General features: G+C 66.2%; 17 protein-coding genes. 8 read left to right on the forward strand and 9 right to left on the reverse strand.

Annotated elements, in window-relative coordinates; all coding sequences use genetic code 11:
- Positions 1 to 8: 8 nt before the first annotated feature.
- The 3 genes from ACSFA3_RS04460 to ACSFA3_RS04470 are packed head-to-tail and all read right to left on the reverse strand — an operon-like array spanning position 9 to position 2,166.
- Positions 9 to 302, reverse strand: a complete 294-nt coding sequence (locus ACSFA3_RS04460) for a DUF3325 domain-containing protein (protein WP_435504183.1) — start codon at positions 300 to 302, stop codon at positions 9 to 11.
- Entirely contained in the window at positions 299 to 1,885 is a 1,587-nt protein-coding gene (locus ACSFA3_RS04465) for a PepSY-associated TM helix domain-containing protein (RefSeq protein WP_435504184.1), read from the reverse strand. Before ACSFA3_RS04465 ends, ACSFA3_RS04460 begins: the two co-directional genes overlap by 4 nt.
- Positions 1,882 to 2,166, reverse strand: a complete 285-nt coding sequence (locus ACSFA3_RS04470) for a DUF3649 domain-containing protein (protein WP_435504185.1) — start codon at positions 2,164 to 2,166, stop codon at positions 1,882 to 1,884. Before ACSFA3_RS04470 ends, ACSFA3_RS04465 begins: the two co-directional genes overlap by 4 nt.
- Positions 2,167 to 2,340: 174 nt before the next feature.
- Between ACSFA3_RS04470 and ACSFA3_RS04475 the strand changes: the two genes are divergently transcribed.
- The 3 genes from ACSFA3_RS04475 to ACSFA3_RS04485 are packed head-to-tail and all read left to right on the forward strand — an operon-like array spanning position 2,341 to position 6,738.
- Entirely contained in the window at positions 2,341 to 3,426 is a 1,086-nt protein-coding gene (locus tag ACSFA3_RS04475; RefSeq protein WP_435504186.1) for an inositol monophosphatase family protein, read from the forward strand.
- Position 3,427: 1 nt separating this feature from the next.
- Positions 3,428 to 5,680: an FUSC family protein gene (locus ACSFA3_RS04480; RefSeq protein WP_435504187.1), complete on the forward strand. Its 2,253-nt coding sequence runs from the start codon at positions 3,428 to 3,430 to the stop codon at positions 5,678 to 5,680.
- Positions 5,677 to 6,738, forward strand: a complete 1,062-nt coding sequence (locus tag ACSFA3_RS04485) for a mechanosensitive ion channel family protein (protein WP_435504188.1) — start codon at positions 5,677 to 5,679, stop codon at positions 6,736 to 6,738. Before ACSFA3_RS04480 ends, ACSFA3_RS04485 begins: the two co-directional genes overlap by 4 nt.
- A gap of 33 nt (positions 6,739 to 6,771) precedes the next feature.
- Here the strand turns inward: ACSFA3_RS04485 and ACSFA3_RS04490 are convergent, their stop codons facing one another.
- The 5 genes from ACSFA3_RS04490 to ACSFA3_RS04510 all read right to left on the reverse strand — a co-directional run bounded on the left by ACSFA3_RS04490 (position 6,772) and on the right by ACSFA3_RS04510 (position 10,720).
- Complete coding sequence (locus ACSFA3_RS04490; protein ID WP_435504189.1) at positions 6,772 to 7,209, reverse strand: YgiW/YdeI family stress tolerance OB fold protein; 438 nt, start codon at positions 7,207 to 7,209, stop codon at positions 6,772 to 6,774.
- A gap of 39 nt (positions 7,210 to 7,248) precedes the next feature.
- The gene (locus tag ACSFA3_RS04495) at positions 7,249 to 8,640 is read right to left on the reverse strand and encodes an ATP-binding protein (RefSeq protein ID WP_435504190.1); all 1,392 of its coding nucleotides are present in this window, start codon (positions 8,638 to 8,640) and stop codon (positions 7,249 to 7,251) included.
- Entirely contained in the window at positions 8,637 to 9,305 is a 669-nt protein-coding gene (locus tag ACSFA3_RS04500; protein ID WP_435504191.1) for a response regulator transcription factor, read from the reverse strand. The genes ACSFA3_RS04495 and ACSFA3_RS04500 overlap by 4 nt, the downstream gene beginning before the upstream one ends.
- Before the next feature lie 75 nt (positions 9,306 to 9,380).
- A complete protein-coding gene (locus ACSFA3_RS04505) occupies positions 9,381 to 9,992 on the reverse strand; it encodes an RES family NAD+ phosphorylase (protein WP_435504192.1) in 612 nt (203 codons plus the stop codon).
- Entirely contained in the window at positions 9,989 to 10,720 is a 732-nt protein-coding gene (locus ACSFA3_RS04510) for a hypothetical protein (protein WP_435504193.1), read from the reverse strand. Before ACSFA3_RS04510 ends, ACSFA3_RS04505 begins: the two co-directional genes overlap by 4 nt.
- A gap of 205 nt (positions 10,721 to 10,925) precedes the next feature.
- Between ACSFA3_RS04510 and ACSFA3_RS04515 the strand changes: the two genes are divergently transcribed.
- Both ACSFA3_RS04515 and ACSFA3_RS04520 read left to right on the forward strand, forming a co-directional pair.
- Positions 10,926 to 11,495 (forward strand): PadR family transcriptional regulator, encoded by a 570-nt coding sequence (locus ACSFA3_RS04515; protein ID WP_435504194.1) that lies wholly within the window; start codon positions 10,926 to 10,928, stop codon positions 11,493 to 11,495.
- On the forward strand, positions 11,492 to 12,316 hold the full coding sequence (locus ACSFA3_RS04520) for a siderophore-interacting protein (RefSeq protein ID WP_435504195.1): 825 nt from the start codon (positions 11,492 to 11,494) through the stop codon (positions 12,314 to 12,316). Before ACSFA3_RS04515 ends, ACSFA3_RS04520 begins: the two co-directional genes overlap by 4 nt.
- 10 nt (positions 12,317 to 12,326) lie before the next feature.
- Here ACSFA3_RS04520 and queG read toward each other — a convergent pair whose 3' ends face one another.
- The gene (gene queG / locus ACSFA3_RS04525; RefSeq protein WP_435504955.1) at positions 12,327 to 13,370 is read right to left on the reverse strand and encodes a tRNA epoxyqueuosine(34) reductase QueG; all 1,044 of its coding nucleotides are present in this window, start codon (positions 13,368 to 13,370) and stop codon (positions 12,327 to 12,329) included.
- Positions 13,371 to 13,385: 15 nt separating this feature from the next.
- Here queG and tsaE point away from each other — a divergent pair, with 15 nt between their 5' ends.
- The 3 genes from tsaE to ACSFA3_RS04540 all read left to right on the forward strand — a co-directional run bounded on the left by tsaE (position 13,386) and on the right by ACSFA3_RS04540 (position 15,833).
- The gene (gene tsaE, locus ACSFA3_RS04530; RefSeq protein ID WP_435504196.1) at positions 13,386 to 13,910 is read left to right on the forward strand and encodes a tRNA (adenosine(37)-N6)-threonylcarbamoyltransferase complex ATPase subunit type 1 TsaE; all 525 of its coding nucleotides are present in this window, start codon (positions 13,386 to 13,388) and stop codon (positions 13,908 to 13,910) included.
- Positions 13,907 to 15,424, forward strand: a complete 1,518-nt coding sequence (locus ACSFA3_RS04535; protein ID WP_435504197.1) for an N-acetylmuramoyl-L-alanine amidase — start codon at positions 13,907 to 13,909, stop codon at positions 15,422 to 15,424. Before tsaE ends, ACSFA3_RS04535 begins: the two co-directional genes overlap by 4 nt.
- A gap of 148 nt (positions 15,425 to 15,572) precedes the next feature.
- On the forward strand, positions 15,573 to 15,833 hold the full coding sequence (locus ACSFA3_RS04540) for a glycine zipper domain-containing protein (protein WP_435504198.1): 261 nt from the start codon (positions 15,573 to 15,575) through the stop codon (positions 15,831 to 15,833).
- Positions 15,834 to 15,902: the final 69 nt, after the last annotated feature.

The raw sequence follows: 15,902 nt of genomic DNA on the forward strand, positions 1-15,902 counted from the left end.
GGCCCGTATTAGACCGGACGCCCCGTTCGCAGACGCACCCCGATCACCATCGCGCCGAACACGCATCCCGCCGCCAGACTGAGGTGGCCGACCCACGCGACGCCGCCGAAGGCCCAACCCTGGGCCCGAACGGCCACGGCGAACGCAAGCATCAGGCCGGTCCAGCCGGCAATCCGCAAGAGCCGCGTCGTCGCAATCGATAGCGCACGACCGAAAAGCTCTTCCTGCTGGCGCTCGACAGCCAGCGCGATACCGGCGAACGCTCCCAGGCACAACGCAAAGACGACGACGTGACTGTTCATGCCGCAACGCCGTCGATCGACTTTTCCGGTTTGGCTGTCCGCATGCGCGGCCGGTGTCGCGCTGCCCGGATGGCCAGCATTGCATGCATGCCGGCCAGCACCAGCAGCGTGATTTCCAGCCCTGCAAAGACACCGTCGCCGTTGCGCAGGCTCGCGAACAGGTTGCGGTCGGTGGTCAGTGCATTGACGACCGGCAGCAGCCCGATGGCTGCCACGGCGACCCACAGCAGTTCGATCCACGCCTTCTTCGCCGGCCGCGCGACGGCGTATGCCAGCGTCAGGGCCCAGACGATGAAGAACACATGGACTTCCCACCCGGCGCGATCGGCCATGCCGTCGGGCAGCAGGCGATTGGCCCACAGCATCGACGCCATGGCGATCGACAGGCCCGCGATGGTCGCGATGTTCAGACGCTCGACCAGCTGGAAACCGAAGTACGGCTTGTCCGGATCGGGCAGTTTCTGGCGCCGCTTGACGGTCCAGAGGACGAGTCCGGTGCCGACCATCGCCGTTCCGGCCAGGCTGACGACGAAGTACAGCCAGCGTAGCGTGCCGTCGGCGAAACGGCCGATGTGCAGTCCGTAGAGGAAGCCGCGCGTCTGCGCGGCGGCGCCGACCTCGTCGACGGTGCGGATCAGCCGACCGTCGACACCGTCGAAGAGCATGTATTGCGGGCTCGTCCCGACGCGCGCGCGTTCGCTGCGCACCACGACCACCTGCGCCGCGGCATCGCCGGGGTTGGTGATGTTCACACTACCCACGCTGCCCACGCTGCCCTCGCCGCCCCACCGCGCCTGCGCCTGCCGAACGAGCGGGCCGACCGGCACCAGCGGCACCGGCCGTCCGCTCGCCTTCGCCGGCTGCAGGAACGAACTCATCTGCGCCTGCAGGCCCTGGCGCGCCTCCGACGTCTTCAGTGCGATTTCGCCGCTCCACGGCATGTAGAGCAGCATCAGCGTGACCAGGCCGCTGTACGTGATCATGAAATGGAACGGCAGGCCGATCACCGACAGCGCCGTATGCGCATCCAGCCACGAACGCTGCCCCTTGCCCCAGCGAAAAGTGAAGAAGTCGACGAATATCTTCTTGTGCGTGATGACGCCGCTGACGATCGCGACCAGCATGAACATCGCGCAGAAGCCGACGATCCAGCGGCTCCAGATCGGAGACAGATAGTGCAGGTCGAAGTGGAAGCGGAAGAAGAAGTCGCCGCCCAGGGTGTCGCGCACGGCGAGCTTCTCGCCGGTGGCCGGATCGAACGTGGCGCGACCGAAAGCGCGCCGTGGTCCCGGATTGCGCCAGAAGCTGCTCACCGTCGGCGTGCGCGCGTCGGGCAGGCTGAAGCTCCACTGCGTGCTTGCCGGTGCAAGAGCGGCAAGCGAGGCGACGATGCGATCGCTCACCAGCGCCGCATCGGGCACCTGCTTCGCGGCAGGTGCCTCGGGCCGCATCCACTGCGAGATCTCGTCGCGGAAATAGCTCACGGTGCCGGTGAGGAACATCGCGTAGAGCAGCCAGCCGACCAGGAGGCCGGTCCAGATGTGCAGGTCGGACATCGTCTGGCGGATACCGGGAACTTTCATGCGCCAAAGCCTGTCCAGACGGCCGCGGCGGGCACGGCCAGCACCGATGCCGCAAGCAGCAGCCCCACCCATGCACGCCGCGCCGACCGCACCGCGAAAACCCAGATCACCGCGCCCGCATAGATCGCGAAGCTCGAGAGGATGCCGCCGATGACGGCCTGCGTGCGATCGACCGGCAATGCCAGTACAGCCACGCTCGACAGCGCGGCCAGCGCATAGCCGCCGAAGATCGCCGCGACGATGCGCGACAGCAGCGGCCCGACGGTCGACAGTTTTTGCATGAAAGACGGAGAAAAAGGCTTGAAAGACAAAGACCAATACAAATGAGAATACTTCTCATTGTAGATGTCGCCGCTTCGTCCCTGCTTCCGCCCTGTAAAATCGCACGCTTCCTGCGCCCGCATCGTCCGGGCGCTTACATCCGGGCTTCCGCTCCGTCGTTCTTCTCACAATCCATGTCGTCGCCCAATCTCCATCCCATGCTCAACGTGGCCGTCAAGGCTGCACGCGCCGCCGGCGCCATCATCAACCGCGCGGCGCTCGACGTCGAATCGGTTCGGATCTCGCAAAAGCAGGTCAACGATTTCGTCACCGAGGTGGATCACGCAGCCGAGCAGATCATCATCGAGACGCTGCTGACCAACTACCCGGGCCACGGCATCCTCGCGGAGGAATCGGGCAGCGAGCATGGCGCCAAGGATTCGGAATACGTGTGGATCATCGATCCGCTCGACGGCACGACCAACTTCATCCACGGTTTCCCGTTCTACTGCGTGTCGATCGCGCTGGCGGTCAAGGGCAAGATCGAGCAAGCGGTCATCTACGACCCGAGCCGCAACGACCTGTTCACCGCCACCAAGGGCCGCGGCGCCTACATGAACGATCGCCGCATCCGCGTCAGCAAGCGCACGCGGCTCAATGAATGCCTGGTGTCGACCGGCTTCCCGTTCCGCGCCGGCGACAACTTCAAGCAGTACATGGCGATGATGTCCGACCTCATGCCGCGCCTGGCCGGCCTGCGTCGCCCGGGCGCCGCGGCGCTCGACCTGGCCTACGTCGCCGCCGGTTTCACCGACGCCTTCTTCGAAAGCGGCCTGAACAGCTGGGACGTCGCAGCCGGATCGCTGCTGGTGACCGAGGCCGGCGGCCTGATCGGCAACTTCACCGGCGAGTCCGACTTCCTGGACCAGCGCGAATGCCTTGCCGGCGCGCCGCGCATCTACGGCCAGCTCGTGCCGCTGATAGCCAAGTATTCGAAGTTCGCCGGCGTCGACGACAAGCTGCGCGCCAGCGATCGCGTTCGCGCCGTGGCTTCGGCCGCACGCGCCGAGAGCGACCCGACCGCCGACACTGCCGCCGATCTGTACGCCCGCACCACCAGCAGCGACACGCTCGACACGCCTGAAGACGACGCAACGGCAGAAGCCGCACCGACCAAACCCGTGCAGCGCAAGCTGACACGCATTCGCCGCGACATACCGGAAACCGGCGCATCGCTGTCGCCGATCCTGCCCTCCGGGCGCGACAACGACCGTCGCTGAGATGCAGGCGCCGCGCGCCGCCGTCCTGCGCACCCGCGCTTTCCTGCGGGTCGCGCTCAGCCACTATGTGATCAACGGCCTGTCTGTCGCGTTCGGGCTGCTGCTGATTGCGATGGGTGTGCATTTCTGGCTGGGCACCTTCGCGGCCTCCGCTGTCGCTGTCGGGGTGATCGTCACGGCGCCGCCCGATCTTCCCGGCCCGCGCCGCGGGAAATTCCTCCAGATGCTGCCGGCGCCCATCATCGGCGTACCGCTGTTCTTCGCAGTCCAGATGCTGCACGCGGCACCGATCCGCCTCGGCCTGCTGCTGGTACCGGCCACTTTCTTTGCGTTCCTTGCGATGGCCTGGGGCAAGCGCGGCATTCCGATCGCCGTCGCGGTGATGTTCGCGATGATCTTCTCGATGGCGACGCCCAAACCCGGCGGCATCGCCGAAGCGTTCGAGCGCACGTTGCTGTTCGGACTCGGCGCCGGCCTCTACGTCATCTACGCGACGCTGGCCAATCTGGCGCTGAACGCCCGCTACCGCGTACAGGCGATGGCCGACGTGCTGCTGTCGCTCGGCGCGCTGATGCGCACCGAGGCGCGTCAGTTCACGTCGCGCGATGCGTCGGGCGACGTTCGCGAGGTGCCGGCGCCGATGCTCGGCCAGTTGCTCAGCGCGCAGGCCGCGCTGGCCGACCAGTTGCAGGCAACGCGCGACATCGTCCTCGAATCCCCGCGCACGCCGCGCCGCCAGCGCCTCGCCGGCATGCTGATCATGGTGCTGGAGATGCGCGACCAGCTGCTCGCCAGCGAGCTCGATCTCGAAGTCCTGCAGTCGCAGCCGACGCATGCGCCGGCCCTGGCGGAGATGCGGCGCGTGCTCGAAGCGCTGGCCGACGAAGTCACGGCGATGGCAGACGCGATCCTGATCGGCCGCACGCCGCATGCCGTGCCGGATCGCCGCCACCAACTGGCCGCCGTCCGCTTGCCCGACAACGCAACCGACCTGGTTCCCGGCGGCGGCCCGACACCGGCGATGCTGGCGCGCGGCCTGGCCAACCGCATCGGACACATCAACGACGAAGTGATGCGGCTGTCGGCGCTCGCGCGCGGCGAGATCGCGCCCGACCTTGCCGTGGTGCGCGCGAACTGGCAGATGTTCGTCAGCCCGACCGAATGGTCGTGGCGCCCGTTCCTCGGCGTCTGGCGCTGGGATGCGCCGCCGCTGCGCCATGCGATCCGCGCGGCGCTCGCCATCGGCACGGCCTATGCCATCACGCTCGTGCTGCCCTGGGGATCGCACGATTACTGGATCTTCCTGACCATCGTCGTGGTGCTGCGCGGCAGCCTGTCGCAGACGCTGGAACGGCGCAATGCGCGCGTGGCCGGTACGCTGGTCGGCTGCGTGTTCGCGGTCGGGTTGCTGGCGACGCATCCGTCGCCGTTCGAAATGCTGGTGGTTTCCGTGGTGGCGCAGGCCATCGCGCATGGCTTCGCGGTGCGGCGCTACCTGATCACCGCCGTCTGCGCGACAGTGTTGGGGCTGGTGCAGGCACACATGCTGAACGTGGGCGCGGCGCCGACCTTCGCGCTGTTCGAGCGCATCGCCGACACGCTGATCGGAGCGACCATCGCCTGGGCGTTCTGCTACGTGCTGCCGTCGTGGGAGCGCACGCAGATTCCAGCGCTGGTGGCGCGCACGCTCAAGGCGCAGGCGCGGCATGCGCGCTATGCGCTCGGGCTGGGCGCGCTGCATTCCGTCGACACCAGCCCCGAGCTCGACTGGCGACTGGCACGCAAGGAGGCTTTCGACAGCCTTTCCGCACTGGTGCAGGCAACGCAGCGATCGCTGTCGGAGCCCCGCGCCGTGCGCCCGCCGATCGCCGCGCTGGAGCACCTGCAGGCACACAGCTACCAGATGCTGGCGCAACTGAGCGCGGTGAAGTCGATGCTGGTGCTGCGGCGCGACCGGCTCACGCCGTCGGAAATCGAAGGCCCGCTGAAGCGCACCGCAGAGCGCATCGAAGCCGCCATCGGGACGCCGCCGACGACCGGCTCCACCATGCCGGCAAGCCAGCCGGCCACGGCGCTCGCTGGCGCCGTCACGCTGCCGGACCCCTTCGACAACGACATCACGCCCTGGCTGCTGCGCCGGCTCGACCTGGCGACCGGCATGGCGACGCAGCTTCGCGACGATGCGGCACGCATCCTGCAACCGCTTGCGGACGACATCGACGTCAATCCGGTGCCGACCGGACAAACCCAATGACCAAAGACATGCTGCTCGGCCACCCGTGGTTCGCGCCCTGCCTCTCGGCACTGATCGCCGTCGCCATCGCCCTGACGGCGCATCGCGTGGCCGTGATGGTGCTGCGGCGCATCACCCGCCACACGCTCGTGCTGAACACGATGCTGGTCAAGATCAATTCCACGGCCAAGCTGGTGATGCCGCTGATCGCGCTGCAGATCGTGTGGCAGGCGGCGCCCGACGACCTGCGCTTCATCAACAGCGTGCGTCACCTGAACGGGCTGTTGCTGATCGCTGCGACCACCTGGCTCGGCGTGCGCGCGATCAACGGCTTGGCGGACGGCATCATCGCCAAGCATCCGTACGACGCGGTCGACAACCTGCAGGCACGCCGGGTGCTGACGCAGACGCGCGTGCTGGCGCGCACCGCCATCACGATGCTGCTGGTGACCGGCGCGGCAATGATGCTGATGACGTTTCCTGGCGCGAAACAGGTGGGCGCGAGCCTGCTGGCTTCGGCCGGCGTGATCGGCATCGTGGCCGGTCTGGCAGCCAAGCCGGTGTTCAGCAACCTGATCGCCGGCCTGCAGATCGCGCTGGCACAGCCGATCCGCATCGACGACGTGCTGGTGGTCGAGGGCGAATGGGGTCGCGTGGAAGAAATCACCGGCACCTTCGTGGTGCTGCGCATATGGGACGACCGCCGGCTGATCCTGCCGCTGTCGTACTTCATCGAGAAGCCGTTCCAGAACTGGACGCGGCACAGCGCGCAGATCCTCGGTTCCGTCTTCATCTACGCCGACTACGGCCTGCCGCTGGCGCCGCTGCGCGAAGAGGCCGAGCGGCTGGTGAAGGCGTCGCCGCTGTGGGACGGCCGCTTCTTCAACCTGCAGGTGACCGATGCGACCGAACGGACGATGCAGCTGCGCGTGCTGTGCACGGCGGCTTCGTCATCGCTGGCTTTCGACCTGCGCTGCGCGGTGCGGGAAGGCGTGATCGATTTCATGCAGCGCGAATATCCGCAGTTCCTGCCGCGGCTGCGGGTCGAGGATGGCGACGCGCAGCCGAAAGCCGCATAGCGGCCAACATTGCCGGGTCACCGGATCACCTGATTACGGAATCAGGCGAACCTGATCGACTTCAAACTCCATCTTTCGCATGTCCTTGTCGACTTCGCCGACGAGTTCGACGCGCTGCTCTGCGCTGACAGGCTGGCCCGGCGGAAAGCGCTTGGCAGAGATTTCCACCGGCATCCGACCGCTGTCGTCCGCGAAGGTGTAGTTCTTGCCGCCGTCGTGCGACACGATGCGGCCCTGCAGACGCGCGTGCTGGTCGTCCCTGGCGGTATCGAGCAACTGCCTCACCGTCATGACCGGGACCGAGCTCGGTCCGGTGTAGGGCACCGCGGCCGGCGTGCCGGTTTGCGCGGCTGTGGCAGCTGGCGTGGGGCCGGTGTATTGGGCAAGTGCCGGTGCGGCGGCGCCGAGCAGGCCGAGTGCGAGGACGAGAGTGGCAGTGGCAGTGGTGGTAGCGGTAGTGGTTTTGTTCATGGGTCGATTTGAATCGTCGAAGCTGAAGGCTTTCTGATATCAGCGCGCCGGAAACTCCATCGTCACGCCGAGCCCGCGGCCGTCGATCCCGAGCTCGAAGCGCAATGCAGCACCGTGAAGCGCCGCGATGCGCGCGACGATCGACAGCCCCAGGCCGCTGCCGGGCCGGCCCGAGCCGAGCACGCGGAAGAAGCGCTCGGTGAGGCGCGTGCGATCGGCTTCGGATACGCCGGGACCGTCGTCGCGCACGGCGATCCGGATCGTGTTGCCGACCGCCTTGGCCGTGATTTCCACATGCCCGCCTTCCGTGCCGTATCGCACCGCGTTGTCCAGCAGGTTGCGCAGCGCGCTCTCAAGCAGCGCGGGATGCGCTTGCAGCGTCAGGCCACCCGCATCGAGATTCAGGGTCGAATCCGTGCCGGTCGGTCGGGTCGACGCGAGTCTCTGGAACAGCGCATCGAGATCGACGTTCTCCTTCACCAGCGATTCCGGCCGTTCCGGATCGAGCCTTGCCAGCGATAGCAGACTTTCGGTGAGTGCGGTGCAGCGGTCGACTTCGTCGCGCAAGCCTTGCAGGTCGACCGGCGCGGGTCGTTCGGCAGCCTGCTGACGCTGCATGAGCTGAATTCGCATGCGCAAGGCGGCGAGCGGGGTGCGAAGTTCGTGCGCAGCATCGGCCGTGAAGCGGCGTTCGGCCTGCAAGGCATGGCCGAGACGGCCGAGCACCAGATTGAGCGCCTGGACGATCGGCAGCAGTTCGCGCGGTTCCTCGTTCGATGCGACGGGCGCGAGGTCGTCGGGCGACTTGGCGGCGATGCGTTCGGCGGTGCGTTCGATAGGCTGCAGCAACCGTCGGATCGCAAACCAGCAGAAGCCACCGAGCAGCATTAGTAGGCCCAGCATCGGCCAGGCCAGATCTTCGGCAATGTCTTCGAGCAACTCGAGGCGCTCGTCCCAGGGCTGGCCGATCTGTACCTGTACGCCTTCGCCCTTCTCGTCGCCCTCGGCGCGCAGCAGGTAGACGCGCCAGGCGCGGCCGTCGACCCAGACGTTCTCGTAGCCCTTCCGCCGGTTGAACGAGGACGAGAACGGTTGCGGCGGCGCTTCCTCGGCGCGGCGCAACACGCGGCCATCGCTCGACACCAGCTGATAGTGCAGCTCCAGTTTTGCCGCTTCGCGGCGGTCGGGCTGATCGCCGGCAGCGCGCGCCGGCGACTGCGCCGTGCCGAGTGCCAGCACCAGGCGGGCGCCCTCCTTCAGCGCGTCGTCGAACACATCGCTGGTCTGGCGCCAGGCGACGTGCACGACGACGGCCAGCGTCACCAGCCAGACGACGACGCTGGCGCCCAGGACCGATGCGATCAGGCGACGGCGCAGCGAATAGGCGCCGCGCGCGGCACGTCGCCGCTCGCGCCAGCGCCGCAGCTTCACGCCGCGCACAAGCCGTAGCCGTGATGGCGCACGGTGACGATGAACTTGCTGCCAAGCTTCTTGCGCAGGTTGTACACATGTACTTCGATCGCGTTGCTCTCGACTTCCTCGCCCCAGCCGTAGAGCGCTTCTTCGAGTTGCACGCGGCTCAGGATCTGACCGCTGCGGCGCATCAGCGCCTGCAACACGGCGAATTCGCGTGCGGTCAGGGCGACGAGCTCGCCGTCGCGCGTCACCCGCTTGGCTGCGGGGTCGAGCTCGACACCGGCATGACGCAGCGTGGGCGCGACATCGGCGGTGTTTCGCGCATCGCGACGAAGTGCCGCGCGGATTCGGGCGGATAGTTCTTCCAGATCGAAGGGCTTGACGAGGTAGTCGTCGGCACCGAGGTCCAGGCCCTCGATGCGGTCGGCGAGCGTGTCGCGCGCAGTGATGACGATCACCGGAATCGCCGCGCGTCGGGCGCGCAATGCGGCAAGCAGCGCTTCACCGGTCATGCCCGGCAGGCCGCGGTCGAGCAGCAGGCATTGGTAGTCGTGCGTCCGAAGCGCCGTGTCGGCCTGATCGCCGCGCCGCAACCAGTCGACAGCGTAGCCGTCGAGCTGCAGCCACGACTGCACCGTGGCGCCGAGAGAGGGATCGTCTTCGACGAGAAGGATGCGCATCGTGGGAGGCTAGCGCATCGCGATGAAGCGAATCTGATGCTTGACGCTTCCCGCCGCGTGTTCAGGAACCTGGGCTCAGAACGATATTTCGACGCACGGAGATGGCATCGAACGGCTCCGGTAATGAAGCGAATGGAATCGGCACGTGGCCATTAACGAAGCGCACGTGCGCCCTAGCGCGGTCGAACAGAACGACCGCGGGCTTGGCCTCGTCGGCGAAATTCGACATGTATACGATGCCGTCGGGTCGATCCTTGTGCTCGTAGAAGCGCGTGCCAGGGGCTTGGTCTGAGAGTACGGACCCAACCCGGTTGAAAAGCTGTAACCCATGCTCCGCCGCCCCGGCCCCATCAGGTCCACCAGCCTGAGCTTCGAGACATCGACGACAAGCAGTTGCAGCATCCGGTCGAAGTGATCCTTCCTGCCGACGACATAGACGCCGTCGGACTGGTAGGTCTGGTCGCGAAGAAGCGTTTCGCTGTAGCAGGTCTCGAAATCGGGCGCGCAGTAAAGCGTCTTGTAGACGCGCTGAGGGTCGTCGAAGCGGGAGCCGCCCTTGTTTCCGAACGCATCGTCGAGGGACGGATATCTCGAAGAGCAGATTAGCATCAAAACAGCGTCGTCGAAACGCGCGAAGCTCAGGGACAGGGGTGTCTTAGGCAAACCGACGGCGCGCGCAGCGCTCACGAACTCGGTGCCATGTCGTCGACATAAATGGCTGCAGCTTCAAGAACGCGATCGCTTTCACCGTCTATCAGACAGTCGAGCGGCGTGCGTCCGTCCAGCAAGGCTTTTCCCGAAGTCACGAATAGGTAGATGTCCAGCGGGCCGTAGGCACTCAGGATTTCGAGCAGACGAGGCATCACGGCCTCGACCTCTTTTGCAAGCTGCCACGCAGGGTATCGATTCGATCGACCACCCTTCGACAGCGCGAGCAGCTGCCCGGCGATGCGGCGGTTGTTGACCGTTTCGCGGCTGACGCCGGCACGCTTGCCGAACTCATCCGAGGTCAGCATGTCGGGTCCGCCGTAGATCCTGGCGCGAAGCTCGGCGCCAGCTGCGATGGCAGCATCGACTCCGGGCTTGTGAAATGACTGCACGAGCGCGGAAGGCGCGGACAGCAATTCCTTTGGCCAAGGCAGTACTTCATGCTCGATAGCCGCAAGTTCCTTTTTGACCAGTGCCTTCACCGCCTCGCCGAAGGCATCGAATCCCGCATCGGTTTCACGTCGTGTCGTGCGCCGACCTCGCGGCAAGAAAAATCCAGCCAACGCTTCGAACTGCTTTCTTGCTTGATCGTTCTGCTTGCCGGACGCGCCGGGTCGCTGGACCCGGCGCGCCTTGCGCACCGGATTGTTCATGTCGACGTTTCTTCGCGAGGTGACGAATGGATCTGCAATCAATCTGGTGCTCATCGTATCGATATTAGGTTTGATCGCCGTTTCGTCAAGTTGGTCAACCTGAACAACTTCATGACCTGCAAATGCTCTCTGAATCCTGAATTGGATAACTACTTGACTTAGACTCTATTTAGATATATCTTTATCAAATAGATATAACTAAGATAACCCAATGCACCCTTTACATCACAGCCATCCTCACGGTCATCGCCACGCCCACATGCGCCGCGACGAACACGACGACATCCTCGGCGGCGGTCCTGTCGGCCGCGGCCGTCGGGGCGGCGGCGGCGCTGGCGAAGGCGGCGCTCTGCGCGGCGGCCGGGTCTTCGGCCATGGCGGCTTGCGCTTCGTCCTGCTTCAACTCATCGCGGACAAGCCGAGCCACGGCTACGAACTCATCAAGTCGATCGAAGACCGCCTTGGCGGCGCCTACAGCCCGAGCCCCGGCACGGTCTATCCGACGCTCACGCTGATGGAAGAGCTCGGCTACCTCACCGTCGAGGAAGCCGATACCGGTGGCAGAAAGCGCTACCGGATCACCGACGCCGGACAGCTCTTCCTGACCGAGAACCGCGTCACCGTCGACGCCATGCTGGCACGCATGAACGGTGGTATCGACGGCGCCGGCCCACGCGCCGGACGTCCGCCGCAGGTCATGCGCGCGATCGAGAACCTGAAGCTCGCCATGCGCATGCGCCTCTCCGGCGAAGCGCTGACGCAGACGCAGGCCAACGCATTCGCGGCCGTGCTCGACAGCGCCGCTCAACAACTGGAACAGATCCGATGAACGACTCGACCCACCCGACGACCGCTCCCGACCGCACGCCGCAGCGCATGCGCCACACCCTTCGCTTCCGCGCGCTCGACGTCATCGCCGTGCAGCGCATCACGCCACACTTTGTGCGCGTCACGCTCGGCGGCTATGCGCTCGAAGGCTTCGACAGCCCCGGTTTCGACGACCACGCGAAGCTTTTCTTTCCCGACGAATCGACTGGCGCCCTGACGCTGCCGACCGCCGGCCCCGACGGCCCGATCTGGCCGGAAGGCGCAAAGCCGACGATGCGCGACTACACGCCGCGCCGTTTCGACGCAGGTGCCCGCACGCTCGAGATCGACTTCGCACTCCACGTCGCCGGACCGGCCACGCGCTGGGCCGAACAGGCAAAGCCGGGTCAGCGATTGGGCGTCGGCGGACCGCGCGGATCGTTTATCGTGCCGACCGCATTCGACTGGCATCTGCTGATCGGCGACGACACGGCGCTGCCGGCGATCTTCCGGCGGCTCGGCGAACTGCCGGCGAGCGCGCGGGCGGTGGTGCTGGCGGAAGTGGATGGGCCGGACGATCACGTTGAACTGCCGAGCGCTGCGGATGTGGAAGTGATCTGGGTGCATCGAAACGGCGGCGCAGCCATGCCATTGCTCGACGCTTTGCGCGCCGCTCAACTGCCGACCGGCGATTTCCACGCGTGGATCGGCTGCGAGTCCGCCGCGGCCAAAGCACTGCGTGCACATCTGATCGACGAACGAAGCGCCAATCCGAAGTGGATTCGCGCGTCGGGTTACTGGCGCAGGGGCAGCGACGCGACGCATGACTCGCACGACCAGTGACCCCGAGGCACTACACAACACGCAGTTCGCCCAGCCCCCATTCGACATGCTCCCGCACCAGCGCACTCGGATCGCCTAGTCGCGTTGCCAGCGCATCCCGCGCAACCGACTGCCCTGCATGCGCTGCGTTCCCCAGCGCCACCGCGATGTTCCGCAGCCAACGCTCATGCCCGATCCGCCGGATCGGGCTGCCTTCGGTGTGCCGCAGAAACTGCGCTTCGGTCCACGCGAACAGTGCACCGAGTTGTTGCCCGGTGAGCCCTTCTCGCGCGTCGAAATCCGGTAGCGCGCTGCGTTTGGCGAACTTGTTCCACGGACAGGCCAGCTGGCAGTCGTCGCAGCCGTAGATGCGGTTGCCGATCAGCGGGCGGAGGTCGAGCGGAATCGCGCCCGGATGCTCGATAGTCAGGTACGAGATGCAGCGTCGCGCATCGAGCCGATGCGGCGCGACGATGGCCTGCGTCGGGCAGATATCGATGCAGGCGCTGCAGCTGCCGCAATGTGCAGTCACCGGCTCGCTCGCCGGCAGTGACATGTCGACGTAGATCTCTCCGAGGAAGAACATCGATCCTGCCTCGCGGTCGAGCACCAGCGTGTGCTTGCCGCGCCAGCCCTGTCCGCTGCGCGATGCAAGCTCGGCTTCGAGCACCGGTGCCGAATCGGTGAATGCGCGATGACCGAACGGGCCGACCTCCTGGGCGATGCGCTCGGCCAGCTTCGCCAGTCGCGTGCGCAGCACCTTGTGATAGTCCCGGCCGCGCGCGTAGACCGAGACGATGGCTTCGGTCGGCCGGTCGAGCCGGGAGAATTCGGCAGCCTGCCAATCGGGCGGCGTATCGCGCGGCAGATAGTCCATCCGCGCCGTGATGACCGATACCGTGCCGGGCACGAGCTCGGACGGACGGGCGCGCCGCGTGCCGTGCACGGCCATGTAATGCATCTCGCCGTGGAACCCTTTGGCAAGCCACTGCATCAGACCCGGCTCGGCGCTCGACAGATCGACGCCGGCGATCCCGATTTGGGAGAATCCGAGTTCCCGGGCCAAGGCCTGAATCCGAATCACGAGTTGATGGCTGCCGTTCACCTGCCGATTGTAGAAACTGTAGAAACTTTAGAGATGCAAAGCACTTCGCGAAGACTGACGTGGCGGGACGAAGCCGACACGGAAACCTTTGCCCGCAAGTTGGCTGCATCTGCATCGTTGCGTAATTCCTTCGTGGCATTGCACGGTGATCTTGGCGCGGGCAAGACTACTTTCGTACGACACCTGCTGCGCGCGCTCGGCATCGCCGGCCGCATCAAGAGCCCCACCTATGCCGTGGTCGAGCCGCACGAGACACCCGACGGCCTGGCTATTTTTCACTTCGACTTCTACCGCTTCAGCGATCCCCGCGAATGGGAAGACGCCGGCTTCCGCGACATCTTCGCGGGCCCCGGCCTCAAGCTGGCGGAGTGGCCGGACAACGCCGCGGGGCGCTTGCCGCCCGCGGATCTCACCCTGACGATTGAAACCATGACCGACGACACCCGAAACGTGACGCTTGTCGCGAACACCGCGCACGGCCGATCGCTGCTGGCGGCCACCACCGCATGACCGGCAAGCCATCCCGCAGAGGCGCCGACGCTTCCCGCCGCCGCATGATGAAGGCCGGCAGCCTGGTGCTGCTGCTGGGCGTGCAGGAGATCGCGCGCGGCGCGACCATCATGGCGGTGCGCGTCTGGCCGGCCGAGGACTACACCCGCGTCACGATCGAGTCCGATGGCCGGCTCGTCACGCAACAACTTGTCGTCGGCACGCCGCCGCGACTGGCGGTCGACATCGAAGGCATCGAACTCAACCCCGCGTTGCGCGAGCTGGTAGCCAAGATCAAGCCGGGCGACCCGTACATCAACGGTCTGCGCGTCGGCCAGTTCGCGCCGAACGTGGTGCGGATCGTGTTCGACCTCAAGCAGGATGTTCAGCCGCAGGTGTTCTCGCTGGCGCCGATCGCCGCCTACCGCGACCGGCTTGTGCTCGACCTGTATCCGGCGCAGCCGATCGATCCGATGGAAGCGCTGATCGCCGGGCGCATTCGCGAAGCGCCTCGCACGCAGGCGGCCGCCGCCGCTGCTGCCGCTGCAGCGCAGGTCGCTACCGCCACGCCGGGCACGCCCGGCATCACGGCCGCGCCGCAGGCCGATCCGCTCGGCGACCTGATGGCGCAGCAGTCCGAGCGCCCGGGTCGGTTCGGCAGCGGGACGCCGACGCCGACGGGACCGGCGCTTCCTCTGCCGATGCCGCTACCGATACCGCCCGTGATCGCGGCTGCACCGGCACGTCCGCCGATAGCTACCCAACCGCCCATCCCGCCAGCCGCCCGCACCGCGACCGCCAGCCGCACCGACCGCATCATCATCGTGGCGCTCGACCCCGGCCACGGCGGCGAAGACCCGGGCGCCATCGGCCCCAACGGCACGCGCGAGAAAGACATCGTGCTGCAGGTCGCGCACCGGCTGCGGGAGCGCATCAACGCGGCCAGCGTCAACGGCAGCCCGATGCGCGCCTTTCTCACGCGCGATTCCGACTTCTTCGTGCCGCTCGGCACGCGCGTGCAGAAGGCGCGACGCGTGCAGGCCGACCTGTTCGTCAGCATCCATGCCGACGCGTTCACGACGCCGGCCGCGCGCGGCGCGAGCGTGTTCGCGCTGAGCCAGTCGGGCGCGTCGAGCAGCGCGGCGCGCTGGATGGCCAACAAGGAAAACCAGGCCGACAAGGTCGGCGGCGTCAATGTCGGCGGCCACGAGGTTCAGGTGCAGCGCGCACTGCTCGACATGAGCACGACGGCGCAGATCAACGACAGCCTGAAGCTGGGCACTGCGATGCTGGGCGAAATCCGTAGCATCGGCGCGCGCCTGCACAAGGCGACGGTCGAACAGGCGGGCTTTGCGGTGCTGAAGGCGCCGGACATCCCGAGCGTGCTGGTGGAAACCGCGTTCATCAGCAACCCGGAAGAAGAAGCCAACCTGCGTAGCACGCAGTACCAGGAAGATCTGGCCGATGCGCTGATGCGCGGCATCCAGCGTTATTTCGCGCAGAACCCACCGCTGGCGCGCAGCCGGCAGTTGTGAACAAAGGCACGAAACCGCAGTCGGACCACGCTGGCTGATCCCTCAGCAATCCCGCTCGCTCTCGTTCAGGGGTCTGCGGCAGGCTCCTACACCGAGGTTCGAGCACGAATCCATGATGAGACTATCGTTTTTAACAAAGGTGGACATCATGAAAGCACGTCTTTTGATCGCAGCCGTTGCAGCAAGCTCCCTCATGACTCTGGTCGGCTGTGCCGGGTCGGGGCCCAACCAGCGCATCGGCGTGGCTGGCGGCGCAGTCGGCGGCGCGCTGATCGGTAACGCACTGGGTGGCGGAACTGCGGGCACGGTCGGCGGCGCAGCCATCGGCGGCCTGATCGGCAATGAAGTGGGTCGCAATTCCGACAACCGGAATGCCGATCGCTACTACCGCGACGGCAATCGTTATTGATTCGGTCCACCGAAAGGTTGGCCAAAACTGAAAAAGGCGCTTCGGTCAAAGCGCCTTTTTTCTTGGCCG

This window comes from Variovorax glucosi (assembly GCF_051216695.1).
Lineage (GTDB): Bacteria > Pseudomonadota > Gammaproteobacteria > Burkholderiales > Burkholderiaceae_C > Variovorax.

What these genes read in the sequence shown, in the direction of transcription:
- ACSFA3_RS04465 (WP_435504184.1), bottom strand. Translation starts at nt 1,885, where the DNA reads ATGAAAGTTCCCGGTATCCGCCAGACGATGTCCGACCTGCACATCTGG.
- ACSFA3_RS04515 (WP_435504194.1), top strand. Translation starts at nt 10,926, where the DNA reads ATGCGCCGCGACGAACACGACGACATCCTCGGCGGCGGTCCTGTCGGC.
- ACSFA3_RS04475 (WP_435504186.1), top strand. Translation starts at nt 2,341, where the DNA reads ATGTCGTCGCCCAATCTCCATCCCATGCTCAACGTGGCCGTCAAGGCT.
- ACSFA3_RS04500 (WP_435504191.1), bottom strand. Translation starts at nt 9,305, where the DNA reads ATGCGCATCCTTCTCGTCGAAGACGATCCCTCTCTCGGCGCCACGGTG.
- ACSFA3_RS04520 (WP_435504195.1), top strand. Translation starts at nt 11,492, where the DNA reads ATGAACGACTCGACCCACCCGACGACCGCTCCCGACCGCACGCCGCAG.
- ACSFA3_RS04510 (WP_435504193.1), bottom strand. Translation starts at nt 10,720, where the DNA reads ATGAGCACCAGATTGATTGCAGATCCATTCGTCACCTCGCGAAGAAAC.
- ACSFA3_RS04485 (WP_435504188.1), top strand. Translation starts at nt 5,677, where the DNA reads ATGACCAAAGACATGCTGCTCGGCCACCCGTGGTTCGCGCCCTGCCTC.
- ACSFA3_RS04470 (WP_435504185.1), bottom strand. Translation starts at nt 2,166, where the DNA reads ATGCAAAAACTGTCGACCGTCGGGCCGCTGCTGTCGCGCATCGTCGCG.
- ACSFA3_RS04535 (WP_435504197.1), top strand. Translation starts at nt 13,907, where the DNA reads ATGACCGGCAAGCCATCCCGCAGAGGCGCCGACGCTTCCCGCCGCCGC.
- ACSFA3_RS04490 (WP_435504189.1), bottom strand. Translation starts at nt 7,209, where the DNA reads ATGAACAAAACCACTACCGCTACCACCACTGCCACTGCCACTCTCGTC.
- ACSFA3_RS04540 (WP_435504198.1), top strand. Translation starts at nt 15,573, where the DNA reads ATGAAAGCACGTCTTTTGATCGCAGCCGTTGCAGCAAGCTCCCTCATG.
- ACSFA3_RS04460 (WP_435504183.1), bottom strand. Translation starts at nt 302, where the DNA reads ATGAACAGTCACGTCGTCGTCTTTGCGTTGTGCCTGGGAGCGTTCGCC.
- ACSFA3_RS04480 (WP_435504187.1), top strand. Translation starts at nt 3,428, where the DNA reads ATGCAGGCGCCGCGCGCCGCCGTCCTGCGCACCCGCGCTTTCCTGCGG.
- tsaE (WP_435504196.1), top strand. Translation starts at nt 13,386, where the DNA reads ATGGCTGCCGTTCACCTGCCGATTGTAGAAACTGTAGAAACTTTAGAG.